12 protein-coding genes are annotated in these 12,860 nt (G+C 61.0%); 5 read left to right on the top strand and 7 right to left on the bottom strand.

Features of this window, described 5'->3' with window-relative positions; translation table 11 throughout:
- Positions 1-35 precede the first annotated feature (35 nt).
- Positions 36-2,405: a transglycosylase domain-containing protein gene (locus AC1RO0_RS29020; RefSeq protein ID WP_498596003.1), complete on the bottom strand. Its 2,370-nt coding sequence runs from the start codon at positions 2,403-2,405 to the stop codon at positions 36-38.
- A 359-nt stretch (positions 2,406-2,764) separates the two neighbouring features.
- Between AC1RO0_RS29020 and AC1RO0_RS29015 the strand changes: the two genes are divergently transcribed.
- The 3 genes from AC1RO0_RS29015 to AC1RO0_RS29005 all read left to right on the top strand — a co-directional run bounded on the left by AC1RO0_RS29015 (position 2,765) and on the right by AC1RO0_RS29005 (position 3,659).
- Positions 2,765-2,953 carry a hypothetical protein gene (locus AC1RO0_RS29015; protein ID WP_498596002.1) on the top strand — a complete coding sequence of 63 codons (189 nt, stop codon included), beginning with the start codon at positions 2,765-2,767 and terminating at the stop codon, positions 2,951-2,953.
- 87 nt (positions 2,954-3,040) lie between these two features.
- On the top strand, positions 3,041-3,163 hold the full coding sequence (locus tag AC1RO0_RS29010) for a hypothetical protein (protein WP_267884712.1): 123 nt from the start codon (positions 3,041-3,043) through the stop codon (positions 3,161-3,163).
- A gap of 253 nt (positions 3,164-3,416) precedes the next feature.
- Positions 3,417-3,659, top strand: a complete 243-nt coding sequence (locus AC1RO0_RS29005; RefSeq protein ID WP_007690231.1) for a DUF982 domain-containing protein — start codon at positions 3,417-3,419, stop codon at positions 3,657-3,659.
- Positions 3,660-3,856: 197 nt separating this feature from the next.
- Here AC1RO0_RS29005 and AC1RO0_RS29000 read toward each other — a convergent pair whose 3' ends face one another.
- From AC1RO0_RS29000 to AC1RO0_RS28980, 5 genes are all read right to left on the bottom strand, one after another.
- Positions 3,857-4,762, bottom strand: a complete 906-nt coding sequence (locus AC1RO0_RS29000) for an SH3 domain-containing protein (protein WP_498596001.1) — start codon at positions 4,760-4,762, stop codon at positions 3,857-3,859.
- Positions 4,763-5,466: 704 nt separating this feature from the next.
- Entirely contained in the window at positions 5,467-6,921 is a 1,455-nt protein-coding gene (locus AC1RO0_RS28995; RefSeq protein WP_498596000.1) for an efflux transporter outer membrane subunit, read from the bottom strand.
- A gap of 351 nt (positions 6,922-7,272) precedes the next feature.
- Positions 7,273-8,217: a phosphoribosylaminoimidazolesuccinocarboxamide synthase gene (locus AC1RO0_RS28990; RefSeq protein WP_498596056.1), complete on the bottom strand. Its 945-nt coding sequence runs from the start codon at positions 8,215-8,217 to the stop codon at positions 7,273-7,275.
- 113 nt (positions 8,218-8,330) lie between these two features.
- The gene (locus AC1RO0_RS28985; protein WP_498595999.1) at positions 8,331-9,011 is read right to left on the bottom strand and encodes a phosphoribosyltransferase; all 681 of its coding nucleotides are present in this window, start codon (positions 9,009-9,011) and stop codon (positions 8,331-8,333) included.
- Complete coding sequence (locus AC1RO0_RS28980; RefSeq protein ID WP_498595998.1) at positions 8,998-9,834, bottom strand: pseudouridine synthase; 837 nt, start codon at positions 9,832-9,834, stop codon at positions 8,998-9,000. Before AC1RO0_RS28980 ends, AC1RO0_RS28985 begins: the two co-directional genes overlap by 14 nt.
- 343 nt (positions 9,835-10,177) lie before the next feature.
- On the opposite strand from AC1RO0_RS28980, the gene AC1RO0_RS28975 reads away from it, so the two are divergent.
- Both AC1RO0_RS28975 and AC1RO0_RS28970 read left to right on the top strand, forming a co-directional pair.
- A complete protein-coding gene (locus tag AC1RO0_RS28975) occupies positions 10,178-10,897 on the top strand; it encodes a response regulator (RefSeq protein WP_498595997.1) in 720 nt (239 codons plus the stop codon).
- Between the two features lie 3 nt (positions 10,898-10,900).
- Positions 10,901-12,256 carry an ATP-binding protein gene (locus AC1RO0_RS28970; RefSeq protein ID WP_498595996.1) on the top strand — a complete coding sequence of 452 codons (1,356 nt, stop codon included), beginning with the start codon at positions 10,901-10,903 and terminating at the stop codon, positions 12,254-12,256.
- Between the two features lie 60 nt (positions 12,257-12,316).
- Here AC1RO0_RS28970 and AC1RO0_RS28965 read toward each other — a convergent pair whose 3' ends face one another.
- The gene (locus AC1RO0_RS28965; protein ID WP_153370176.1) at positions 12,317-12,523 is read right to left on the bottom strand and encodes a hypothetical protein; all 207 of its coding nucleotides are present in this window, start codon (positions 12,521-12,523) and stop codon (positions 12,317-12,319) included.
- Positions 12,524-12,860: the final 337 nt, after the last annotated feature.

Here is a 12,860-nt window from a genome sequence, read left to right as displayed (position 1 = left end):
TGACCATGCAAGCGACAATCGCGGGAATCGTTGTCTTATCGCCCCAGAATAACGTCCAGCAGTGAGGTGCGATGCGGCCTCGCCGTTGCCGTCGTCGGAGCGGTATCGCCGATGTCGGCCGGCGGGATATCGCCGGTATCGTAGGAATTGGAGCTGTACGGATTGTTGTCATTGGCAAGATTTGCGGGCGGCAGGTCTTCCAGCTCGTCGTTCGCGGCGGTTTGATTGCCCTGCTGCGGGATCTGCTGCTGCACTGGGCGCTGCTGGAGTGTCGGTTGGCCCTGATGCGCGACCTGGCCGCCGTCGCCGAGCGTGCCGGAAATAATACCGTCGATCGTCGCCGGCTGATTGGTGCCAGGTGCGGATTGCGCCATCGGCACGCTGTTGTCGATGATCTGGCCGCCGCCGAAGATCGGGGTCGGCGTCAGGCCCTTATGGGCGGCGATCATGAATTCCTTCCAGGCCTTGGCCGGCAATCCGCCGCCCGTCACCTTCTTCATGGATTTGCCGTCGTCATTGCCGAACCAGACGCCTGTCGTCAGATGGCTGGTGAAGCCGACGAACAGCGCATCGCGGAAGGATTGCGTCGTGCCGCTCTTGCCGGCGGCCTGCCAGCCGGGGATGCGAGCGGCCTTGCCGGTGCCGAAATTGATGACGCCGGCCATCATCGCATTCATGTTGGTGACGACATCGGGGTTGAGAACCCGCGGCGGATTGTCGAAATTCGCCTGGTAAAGCACCTTGCCGGAAGCCGTCGTCACCTTGGTGATCACATGCGGCGTCGCCTTGAAGCCGCCGTTCATGAAGGAGGCATAGGCCGAGGTCAGTTCCAGTAGCGACACTTCCGACGTGCCGAGCGCGATCGAGGCATTGGCCTGCAGATCGGATTCGATGCCGAGCCTGTGGGCGACCTTGATCACTTGATCCGGCCCGACTTCGGTCGCAAGCTGGGCGGCGACCGTGTTCAGCGAGTGTGCCACAGCGGTGGCGAGCGTGACCGGCCCGCTATATTTCTGCTCGTAATTCTCCGGCGCCCAGTTGCCGATCTTCACCGGTGCATCGTTGCGGATCGAGTTCGGCGTCAAGCCCATTTCAAGTGCTGCGGTATAGACGAAGGGCTTGAAGGCCGAGCCCGGCTGGCGCTTGGCGGTGACGGCGCGGTTGAACTGGCTCTGCGCATAATCCCGGCCGCCGACCAATGCGCGGATCGCACCCGTCGAGTCGACGGAAACGAGCGAGGCCTGCGAGGCGCTGAGCTTCTTGCCGTCCTTGGCGAGTACGTCGTTCAATGCCTGTTCGGCCTTTTCTTCCAGCGACATGTCGATGGTGGTGTCGACGGTCAAGTCTTCCTTGATATCGCCGCCAATCAGGCCGGGAAGCTGGCCCATGACCATGTCGGCCACGTAGTTTTCAGCCCCGCTCCAATAGCTTTTGGCGCGCGTCGGCGGCTGCGACATCGCCGTCTTGATATCGGCCTCGCTGATGAAGCCCTGGTCGCGCATCGCCTGAAGCACCAGTTGCGCGCGGGCTTCGGCGGCGGCGGGATCGCGCGCCGGCGACAGTTTCGACGGCGCCTTGACGAGGCCGGCGAGCATGGCTGCTTCGCCGAGGTTCACGTCGCGCGCCGATTTGTTGAAATAGCGCCGCGAGGCCGCCTCGACGCCATAGGCGTTCGAGCCGAAATAGACGCGGTTCAGATACATCGCCAGGATCTGGTCCTTGGTGAACTTGTGCTCCAGCCAGATGGCGAGCAGCACCTCCTGCACCTTGCGCTCCAGCGTGCGCTCTGGCGATAGGAAGAGGTTCTTGGCGAGCTGCTGCGTCAGCGTCGAACCGCCCTGAACGGCATGGCCGGTGATCACGTTTGTCACCACCGCGCGGCCAAGCCCGATCGGATCGAAGCCGAAATGGGAATAGAAGCGGCGGTCCTCGATGGCGATCAGCGCCTCGGGAATGTAGGGCGACATGTCGCTCAGCGCCAAGGCCTCGCCGCCGGTCGTGCCGCGATTGGCGATGATGCTGCCGTCGAGATCGGCGATCTTGACGTTCGGCGGTCGCTCGGGAATGGACCAGGTGCTGGCGCTCGGCATGCGCGATCCGTAGTAGACCACCAGACCGGCAAGCCCGATGCCGGCCCAGATGCTGAGCACGATGCCCCAATAGATCGCGGAGCGGAGGAAACCGAAGAAACCGCCGCCGGAGCGCCGTTTTGGCTGCTTGCGCCGGCGGCTCGATCGGCGTGGCTTGTCGGGTTCAGGGGAGTTGTCGCGCTTGGAGCTTTCCCGTCCCGATGAGCGTCCACCGCCGGCAATACGTTCGCCGGCGCTGAAACCATCATCGCTACGTTCCTTACCGCTTGAAAAGGATGGTTCTATCCTCTGGCCTGATCTGCTTTTGCCTGCCATTGCGGACTGGTCGTACCCCTGATGGTTCTATGGATCGATATCTGATGCCGGCGTCGCCATAACCGCGTGCCGCGCATCCGTTCGGACGCGCAAGAGACGCAGCCAGCGCTTTTACCGGCGCATAAGCTTGAAAATCGACCATGATTTTCAAGCTTATGCGCCGCCGGCATTCGCCCACGAAATGATCGTGAAAATGTCGAAGCCCGAGTTGAACTGTAAATGCGGCGATTTAAGGAGGGATTAAGAATCCTCAACCGCCCGTCATGGCGGCGGCTTCTGTCCTTTCATGACGGGATCGTGCAAGGAACTTTTCCGCTTCTCGGGCATTCTCTTCTCATAAAAACAAGAGGGCGAGCGCAATGAGTTCACATATTGCGATAGAGAAGGTTGGCGAGACCAAGCTGCGGGAAGTCTGGAGTATCGAGGATTTCGCGCGGCGGCACCGGATCTGCAAGGACGAGGAAGTCCGGCTGAAAAAGCTGTTCGGCGACTTCGCCACCAAGCAGGAATTGCTATCGAACGCCCAGCGACCACCTCTGTTTCGCTGAACCTGTTCGGTAGGCCGGAGCGGTGTTCATGGGATGTTCATCGCGGGATCGTTACAACGACAAGGTCTACTGCGGTGGAGGCTTACCATGTGGAAACGCTTTGAATTATGGCTGGTTGATCTGTTGGACCGAGTATTCGGGCTGGAAGAACTTGCCCGCCGTGCCGGCTTTTCAGCCGATGACGCGAAGCGCATCGCGCGGGAGAAGTAGGCGGGAACACCCAGGTTCTAACGCCGTCTTCTCGCAAATTTTCACGCCATAAAGCGGTATCTTGGCGTGAAATATGACGGACCCAATCCCAGCATACGACATCAAATTAACCTCTCCGGATTCCTTTCTTCTTTATGCGCCGCGCTCGCCAAGTTCCATATTTTCGAATGCTCTGATTGAGGCTATAGTAACCGCTTGTGGCCGTCTTGCCGGATGGTCTCAAGCAATTGATAGCGCGTGAGGAGGAGTATTCATGCGACACATCAAATGGAGCAATCCGATCGAGATCGGCTTTACTCAAGGCAGTTTCCAAACAGTCACTGGCCCTTCCGAGGCGCTGAATTGCATGGCCAATCTCTGGCCGGATCGACGTGGCCCGTTTTATGTGGCCGCCCGAAGCGTCTGCCGTGCCGCGATCGATGGGCGGAAATCCGCTGAGGAGGCCCGGGAAATATTCATTTCAGCGATGCGCGAGGCGCATTTGAAAACTCATTGAGGCAGTGCGGCGCCTTAACGCCGCCTGATCGCTCAAGCCTTCTGGACCGGCGGATGCCGGGCGTTGTCGCGCAACCTGCGAGCGCGCGCTTTCCCTGCCGAAATCTTCCGTTTCCGTTTCTTTTGACCATCGTGCAGACCAATAAAAAGGCCAGCGACGTGGGTCGCTGACCTTTGTTGTTTGTCGCCTTGAGGCGACTATCGATTGAAGCCTCTTGGCGTCATGCGGCAATCGGGCTGCGACGTTGGGCAGGGAGCGACATTGTCCTGGCTATACTGCCCTGGCGGGCGGCCACTCGGCCGTTGATTATCCTGCCGTTGCGGCTGCGCTTGGGGTTGCGGCTGTGCCTGCTGCGGCTGGGGTTCTGGACGGCGCTGCTGATTGTCCTGGCGGTTGTCGTCACGCCGGCGGTCCTGCCGGTTGCCGCCCCAACCCTGATTGTCGTCCGGCTGCCGGTTCCAATCGCGGTTGCGATCCCGGCGCGGCTGGCCCGAGTCCTGATTGTTGTCCTGTTGGTTGCCCCAATCACGATTGCGATCCTGGCGTTGCCGGCCCCAATCCCCGTTATCGTCCTGCTGGTTGCCCCAGTCGCGGTTCCGGTCCGGGCGACGATCCCAGTTGCGGCCCGAATCATTATCCCAGCCGGGATTGCGGTCGGGGCGGCGATCCCAGCCTGAATCGGGGCGGCGGTCGCTCCAGCCCGGACCCCGACGCCAACGGTCGCGATCGCGATAGAAGTCGCGGCCGCGATAATAGCGGCCCCAGTAATCGTCGACATTGAAGGTGATGGTCGGGATGCCGAGCGGGCGGTAATATTGCGGGCCGACATAGATGCGGCGCGATTGATAGGTTGCCTGGATGTAGCGGCCGGCGACCCAGCCGCGTCCGCCGACGAAGGAGACGTCGCACCAGGGCGTTTCGTTAAGGCAGCCGTTGATCTCCAGCGGTACGCCGGCGGGGATCATGGTCACCGCTGGATATTGCGTGCTCGGGCCGGACCGCATGTTGACATTGGCTGTGGCAAAACCTTCCGCGGCTTGCGCGAGCGCCGGTAGCGCGACGAGTGCGGTCAGCGTGATGGCTGCGAGAAGCTTATGTCTCATGAATGCTCTCCCCCTGCGCGCCGCCGGCTTAATGGATTGCCCAGCGGCTGCGCCAATTGTTGTTGCCTGCCTGCGTCGCACGTCCGGCAAGAGGCGTTCGATGTGGTTACAGGATCCGGCACGCCGTTTCCAGTTTCGAGAAGATCAAAGCTGGCGCATTCACGGGATTTTGGAAGATCCAACGCCATTCTTTCAATCTTTTCCGAGGTTTTAGGAGATTTCGTATGAATGCAGCTTGAACGGGTATGCGCAAAGCCGCCAAAATCTCTGGGAATATTTAGGAAGGTTTGCTTATTATTTCGCGTGGCATCGGGACTTTCGTTCTATCGACCTTGAAATCACCGTATTCCCACCCGATATAGGCTTCAGTCATGCAGCCGATGAATGCGTGGCGCGCTTCAAAGCGAGCCCCTTGCATTCCTGATGTTGCGAAAGTGGCGTTGACCATGTGTTAACCTTTCGCGATCAATCTGGCTGCGGTTCCGTCTTTCCCTTTGACCACGGATGTACTGGCACTGGTGTGAGGATGGATGACGAAAGGCCGGTTAGTTCCGGCCTTTTTGTTTATTGACTGTCTGGTGGCGTGCTTTGCGGAAGCGGAGCGCGCCATTTTATTTTGTCCTTTTCCGGCCAAAGAAAAACCGCCGCGGTTGCCCGCGGCGGTTTCATGGGAAGAAACGCCCGGCAGAGCCGGGCGATATGCTTTAGTTGACGGCCTTCTTGTCGGCGACCTTGACGACCTTGGCCGATTTTGTGGCGACCGGTCCCTTTTCGGCCGGAACATAGCCGGCGCCGATGTTGACGTTCAGCGAGATGTAGTCGATGGCGCTCTGCTGGATAGCCGTTGCAAGGCTTTCCTGCGCGGTCGAAACGTTGCGCTGTGCATCAAGAACGTCGAGCAGCGAGGAGGCGCCGTCCTTATAGCTAGCCGTCGAGAGTGAGAGGGCTTCCTGGTAGGACTTTACCTGCGCACGCAGCGCCGAAACAGTCTGTGCATCGCGGCTGACGGCCGACAGGGCGTTTTCGACGTCTTCGACAGCCGACCGCACCGTCTGCTGCCAGACGATATACAGTTCACGGCTCGACGATTCGGCAGTCTTGACATTGGCGCGCAGCGCGCCGCCGTCGAAGATCGGCAGCGTCAGGGTCGGGCCGAACGACCAGGTCGTCAGGCTGCCGCTTCTGGACGACGTGTGGACGTAGGACGGCGAGATAGCGCCGCTGAGGGTGATTGTTGGGAAGAGCTGCGCTTCCGCTACACCGATCTGGGCGGTTGCGGCGGCGAGGTTACGCTCGGCGACGCGGATGTCAGGCCGGTTGCGGATCAGGTCGGCTGGAATACCCGAATTGACACGACCGCGGAATACCGGCTGCCTGCCGCCGCCCTGCATCTGGGCGATAACGGTTGCCGACGACACGTTGAGCAGGGTTGCGATATGATGCACGGCCTGACGATAGCTGATTTCGAGGCCCGGAACTTCGGAAAGCGTCGAATTGACGAGACCTTCGGCCTGGACGACGTCGAGGCGAGAAGCGGCACCGGCTTCGAGCTGGAACTTGGTCAGGGCCAGCGTCTCGCGACGGGACTTCAAGTTGTCCTGCGCGATCGAGATGCGGGCCTGGTAGTAACGGGCGTTGACGTAGCTGTTGGCCAGATCCTGCAGATAGGTCAGACGAGCGGTGTCGACACTGGAATAGGCCGCGTCGAGCGATGCGACGGCGCCTTCCTTGGCGCGACGGTACTGACCCCATAGGTCGAGCAGCCACGAAACCGAAGCTCCGCCAGTGGTGGAGTTCTGCGTTTCGCTCTGCGTACGCAGGCTGCCCTTCTGGCCGTTGGTCGTATGGTCGCCGGAGGCCGTAAGGCTCGGCAGTCCGCCAGCGCCGGCGGTAATGACCGCGGCCTGCGCCTGATTGATGCGTTCCAGCGCCTGCTGGATGTTGAGGTTTTCAGCAAGTCCCTGTGCTGCGAACGAGTTCAGCTTCGAGTCACCGAAGGCGGTCCACCATTGAGACCCGGCCAGATCGCCGTTGATCTTCGTACCACCCTCCGAGAATTTGGCCGGGAGAGGCATTTCCGGTGGCTTATGATCGGGGCCGCTGACGCAACCTGCTAGAAAAAGAAGCAGGGCGGGGGCGGCAGTACGAATGGATACCATCACATTATCCCACAATTCAATTTACATGATCACTATTTAACGGGGTCGACGTGACCCCATATGTGTCGGCGCTCCTGCCTACGCAATACAACAAATGGTCCGAAGCAGTTCGGCGCCAATCTAGCAACGAGTTTTGCAATAGCACAGTGCCTTTTGCCATTTCTCGTCGGCGAACATATGTGGGATCGTGACAAATATCAGGCTTTTGGTAAAAAAATTTTAAAGTGTTGCAAAAAGCATACCCTTTCCGCCGCTACCTAGAGCGGTGGGAAGCCTATAACATGACGCAATATGCAACTTCAGGGCGGCTCCCCGCCCTGAAACACGGTCGCGGCGACGATCGACCGGCTCTTACGGGAAATAGCGCTCGAGGCTTGCGCGAACCCGGTCGCGCGGCGTTGCGCCGCGATCGTCTGGAACGAACGGCGTGCCCGTGATCGCTTCGTAAGCGCGGATATACACTTTCGAGGTCTGCTCGACGAGGTCGAGCGGGATCTCCGGGATCTCGTCCTTGTAGGGATCGCAGCGTTCAGCCACCCAGGCGCGGACGAAATCCTTGTCGAAGCTTGCGGGGCGGGCGCCTTTGTCGAAACTGTCCTGGTAGCTGTCGGCCAGCCAGTAACGGCTGCTGTCCGGCGTATGAATTTCGTCGGCGAGGATGATGGTGCCGTTTTCATCGGTGCCGAATTCATATTTGGTGTCGACGAGGATCAGCCCTTGCTTGCTGGCGATCTCCTGGCCGCGCGCGAACAGGGCCAGCGCATAGTCCGACAGCGTCTGCCATTGCTCACTTGTCAGAAGCCCGCCCTCGACAATCTGCGCCGGCGTCAGCGGTTCGTCATGGCCGCCGTCGAATTCCTTGCTGGTCGGCGTGATGATCGGGGTCGGCAGGATCTGATTGTCGCGCATGCCGTCCGGCAGCGTGATGCCGTACATCTCGCGCTGACCCTTCTTATAGAGTGTCAGGATCGAGGTACCGGTGGTGCCGGCGAGATAGCCGCGCACGACGACCTCCACCGGCAGGATGTCCAGCCGCTTGCCGACGACCACGTTCGGGTCGGGATAGGCGATGACATGGTTCGGGCAGATATCCTTGGTCGCCTCGAACCAGTAGCGTGCCGTCTGCGTCAGCACCTGGCCCTTATAGGGAATGCAGGTGAGGATGCGGTCGAAGGCGCTCAGCCGGTCGGTGCTGATGATGATGCGGCTGCCGTCCGGCAGGTCGTAATTCTCACGCACCTTGCCGCGGTAGTAATTGGGCAGTTCCGGAAAATGGGCTTCGGAGAGAATTCGCAACACGGTCACCAGCGGGCTCATGCATCCGCCCCGCGGACGCTTCATCACTGGACCCTTAATTTGTGCTCCGCCGATGTCAAGTAAAGCGCGGCCTCAAATCCGGAACCAGCCGATCAGGGCAGGCGCCAGCCGCCGTTTCCGGTTCTGTCGAGGATCGGTGTCGAAAACACGCCGACGATCCGCTCGCTCCATGGCTTGCCGGATGCATCGACCCGCTCCCGCCAGCGCTCGGATTGCAGCATCGCCGCGCCGATGACTACGGGTTCGATCGCGCATGCGCTCAAAAGCTCCAGGCCTGAGACGATCGAGGCGCCGCTCGAGATCACGTCGTCGATCAGTGCCACCCGCTTGCCCTCAAGAAGCGGCAGCATGCGCGGGTCTATATAAAGACGTTTCTCCTGGTTGGGCGTGGTGATCGAGGACAGCGACACCGACAGCTCCTCGCGATACCAGAATTTGCGCGAGGTGCCGAGCGGCACATAGCGCTCGTGGTCAAGCGCCCGGGCGACCGCGCTTGCCAATGTCAGTCCGAGCGTCGGCAGTCCGGCGACAACATCGATATCATAAGCCGCGATGCGTTCCGCCAGCGCTTGCGCCAGTGCCTCCTGCACCGAAAAGCCTGCCTGGTTGATGATCAACGACGCCAGCGCATGCTCGCCATCGGCGAGCATGCGGATCGGTAGGCGCAATTGCCGCCCGTCGGGAAGTTCCGCCACGTAGACATCGCGGAATTCGCCCGATGTCGGAAAGCTCTGCGGCGGATGAAGCTCCTGCCAGAAATCATGGGGCTGCATTGCGTCTCGCCTTCGTTTCGTTGCGTCCGGTCTTTTCCATGCCGGCGCGCCGGCGCAGCCCGAGAACCTCCGCTTCTGTCAGCGGCCTCACCGCGCCCTTTGGAAGGTCGCCGAGTGCAATGTCGCCAAAGGCAACGCGCACCAGCCGCAGGCACTCGATGCCGAGCACCTCCAGCATCCGGCGTATCTGCCGGTTGCGGCCCTCCTTGAGCTCGACCTCGATCCAGCCGTTGCGCTCGCCGCTGCGCAAGAGGCGGACGGCGGTCGCGGTCAGAAGCTCGCCGTCGTCGACGATACCGCGCTCCATCCGATCCAGCATCTCTTGCTCCATGATGGTGTTGACCTGCACATGGTAGATCTTGCCCACATGGCTGATGGGATCGAGCAGCGCCTGCGCCAGAACGGTATCATTGGTAAAGAGAAGCAGCCCTTCGCTTGCCTTGTCCAGCCGCCCGACCGGCGCCAGATGCCGGGCGTCGATATCCCGAAGACAATCATAGACCGTCGGCCGTCCCTCGGGATCGTCGCGGGTCGTCACCAGCCCGCGCGGCTTGTTCAGCATGAAATAGAGCTTCTTTTCCGCGGATATCGCCTCGCCGTCGACAGCGATTCTTGCGCGGTCGAGATCGATCCAGGCGGTGGGATCGGTGATCTCCCGGCCGCCGACCGTCACGCGGCCGGCTGCTATCAGCGCTTCCGCCTGCGTGCGTGAACAATAGCCGAGCTTCGATAGCGCGCGCGGCAAGGTCACACGTTTGCCGTCGCTCTCCTGCCGGCCCTTTGCCGGCTTGCCCGATCTTTGCGGAGAATGCCTTTGGCTCACCCTTGCCTCGTCCTTGTGTCGCCATGGTCAGGCGCGCCGGCCTGACGATGCCAATCCTTTCGCATGAGGATCGCCACGACGCAAATCCCGGAACGGGGAAATACGTGAGGGCAGGCGAGGGCTCGCGCCTTGTCGACACGAGCCCTGCCGAGGGTCCGGAGCGGCGATAGGGTCGGGTAGGGCGACACCGGGGCCGATGCCGCCCCTCGCTCCGGAGGGACGGCGACAAACCTGCCTGACGTCTGTTTCCTGGATTTTTCAGAAAGGCGAAAATTTGTTACAGTTTGTAACGCCGGTCGTTTCCCTGTTGTCAAAGACGCCCTTTGCCTCGCATGGATGTGTCATGGCTTCCGCATCGCTGCTATTGGTCGAGGACGACCGTGAAATAAGAGCCCTCCTCGAGGAGTTCCTCAGCCGCGAGGATTTTGCCGTCGAGGCGGTTGAAAGCGCTGCCGCCATGGATCGCGCGCTTGCCAGGGGTTTTCCCGATCTCATCATTCTCGATCTGATGCTGCCGGGCGAGGACGGTCTGTCGGCCTGCCGCCGCATTCGGGCGCGCAGCCGCGTGCCGATCCTGATGCTGACGGCGAAGTCGGAGGATATCGACCGTATTCTCGGCCTGGAGATGGGCGCCGACGATTATCTCGGCAAGCCCTTCAATCCGCGCGAGCTCCTGGCGCGCATCCGCGCCATTCTGCGCCGTGCCGGGCCGGAGCGCACGGAAGAGACGAGTGGCCAGCGGCGGCGCAAGAGCTTCGCCGGCCTGATCGTCGATCTCGACGGCAGGGCGATCGAGATGGAGGGCGAAGGCCCGCTGCGCCTGACGACGGCCGAGTTCGATCTGCTCATCTGCTTCCTTGAGCGGCCGCGCCGGGTACTGTCGCGCGACCAGCTGCTTGACTGGACGCGGGGTCGCGGTGCCGACCCCTTCGATCGCACCATCGATGTCACCGTCTCGCGGCTGCGCACCAAGCTGGCGCAGTATCTGCCGGATGGTGCGCAGCTGATCACCACGGTGCGCAATGCCGGTTACCTGCTGACCGCTGAAGTGAGGGATGTCTGAGCCATGCTGAAACTCGGTCTCGTTTCGCGTATCATCATGATCGTCGCCGTGGCGCTGTTCATTATCCAGCTCGCCGCCTTCGTTGCCGCCAGCCTGAAGCCGGACACGCCGCTCAGCCACGAGTTTTCCCCGGCGACACAGATCAAGTCGACGCTGCGCCTTCTCGATGCCATCCCGCCGGACACGCAGGAACAGGCCGTGCGCGCGCTGAATGCCGCCGGTCTGGATCTGCGCCTGGCCGATGTCGTCACCCCCGCGCCAAACGATGCGGCCACCGACCCCGCTCTCGACCGCAAATTGGCCCGGGACTATGCCAGCATGGCGCTCGGCAACCGTTATTTCCGCCTGCGCGCGCTTCCCGAACGGCCACAAGGGGGCTGGTTTTCGGTCGGTGCGTCCGATCGCACCATCGAAGTCTCGATCGGCCTTGCCAGCGGTAAGGTCGCCGTCTTCAGCCTGGCAGACACGCCGACCGTGCGATTGTACGGAATGCCCGTGGGCTTCATGGCCGGACTTCTCGGCGTTCTGGTGGCGGTGATCGCCATCGTCGCCGTGGCGCGCGAGACCCGGCCGCTGACACGCCTGTCGCGCACGGTCAATTCCATTGGCAAGGGCCTGCAGCCGATCAATATTCCCGAGCGCGGCGCCTGCGAGTTGCGTTTGCTGATCCGCGCCATCAACGGCATGCAGCTGCGCATCGCCGCGCTGGTCAACAACCGCACCCTGATCCTCGGCGCGATCTCCCATGATCTGAGGACCTATCTGACCCGTTTCCGCCTGCGTATGGAGATGATGCCGGATACGCCGCATCGCGAGCGGGCGATTGCCGATGTCGAGGCCATGCAGCGCCTCGTCGAGGAAGCGCTGGGCTTTGCCCGCAGCACCGTTGTCTCCACGGGCAGAGATATCACCGATCTCGACGACGCGGTTCGCTCTCTCGTCGTCGAGCGCCAGGATGCGCAAGGTCTTGTCTCGTTCTCACCGCTCGGACGGGAACTGGCGGTGTCGATACCGCAGACGGCGCTGGCAAGAGTGGTGGACAATCTCATCGACAATGCGCTGCGCTATGGCGCCCGTGCCGATGTCTGTATTGAGCGTCGTGGTGATCATGCCGCCGTCGTCATCGGCGACCGTGGACCGGGAATTCCGATGGAGCGGCGCAAGGATGTGCTCGAGCCCTTTATCCGGCTTGAGGAGTCGCGCAATCGCGATCTTGGGGGGAGTGGTCTCGGATTGACGATCGTCCGGCAGATCCTCGATACGCATAATGGTGCGTTGTGCCTGGAGGATCGCAATGGCGGCGGGCTTGACGCCATTATATTGCTGCCGCTTGCGGTGAGTGATCGGATTGCCGCTTGAAGCTGGGCGCACCAAAAGGGTCGCGCTGACGCGCGACTTAGGCCATCGATGCGTATATGCTCAATGGCAGGTCAGGAAGCGTTCCAATTCCCGACGGCTGACGACGACGCCTGCGGCGGCCTTGCGCGGATCCGGATGGGTATAGGTGAAGCTCGGCAGGTCAGGCAGGTCCAATGCCTGACGCATATTCATGATACCGAGCGCCTTCCGTCCGGCGGCGCTATCGACACTGACTTCGACGATGCTCTTTGAGCTTGTTGTATCCATGATGTCCTCCCATCCTCCTTATATAACAGAAATTCCTTATGGAATACCGCTTTTTTACAAGCCCTTGCGGTGGCTAGGTCGTCCAACGCGCCCCTGGCACTTATAGGGGTTGATTGCCATGTTTTGGCGGTGAGAAGCGGATGCGCCTTTATTCCAGAGGCTGCGAACGGTCCTTCCGCTGCTGCAAATCGAAAATTTTGACCAGTTGGACAAGATTTTTCGACGCCTCGACCAAGGCAAGCGAACAACCTCCTTATTGATCGACAAATCCATTAGTAAAATCAATACCTTATAAAAATGTCAGAATTTTTACAGATGGAGTGTTGACTAAGTTCTG

Source organism: Rhizobium sp. GW821-FHT14E12 (assembly GCF_058803745.1).
This window is presented reverse-complemented; position numbering and strand designations above follow the sequence as displayed.

Bases quoted from the DNA above. Each gene is read 5' to 3' on its own strand.
- AC1RO0_RS29020 (WP_498596003.1), bottom strand. From the start codon at position 2,405: ATGGCAGGCAAAAGCAGATCAGGCCAGAGGATAGAACCATCCTTTTCA.
- AC1RO0_RS29015 (WP_498596002.1), top strand. From the start codon at position 2,765: ATGAGTTCACATATTGCGATAGAGAAGGTTGGCGAGACCAAGCTGCGG.
- AC1RO0_RS29010 (WP_267884712.1), top strand. From the start codon at position 3,041: ATGTGGAAACGCTTTGAATTATGGCTGGTTGATCTGTTGGACCGAGTA.
- AC1RO0_RS29005 (WP_007690231.1), top strand. From the start codon at position 3,417: ATGCGACACATCAAATGGAGCAATCCGATCGAGATCGGCTTTACTCAA.
- AC1RO0_RS29000 (WP_498596001.1), bottom strand. From the start codon at position 4,762: ATGAGACATAAGCTTCTCGCAGCCATCACGCTGACCGCACTCGTCGCG.
- AC1RO0_RS28995 (WP_498596000.1), bottom strand. From the start codon at position 6,921: ATGGTATCCATTCGTACTGCCGCCCCCGCCCTGCTTCTTTTTCTAGCA.
- AC1RO0_RS28985 (WP_498595999.1), bottom strand. From the start codon at position 9,011: ATGCAGCCCCATGATTTCTGGCAGGAGCTTCATCCGCCGCAGAGCTTT.
- AC1RO0_RS28975 (WP_498595997.1), top strand. From the start codon at position 10,178: ATGGCTTCCGCATCGCTGCTATTGGTCGAGGACGACCGTGAAATAAGA.
- AC1RO0_RS28970 (WP_498595996.1), top strand. From the start codon at position 10,901: ATGCTGAAACTCGGTCTCGTTTCGCGTATCATCATGATCGTCGCCGTG.
- AC1RO0_RS28965 (WP_153370176.1), bottom strand. From the start codon at position 12,523: ATGGATACAACAAGCTCAAAGAGCATCGTCGAAGTCAGTGTCGATAGC.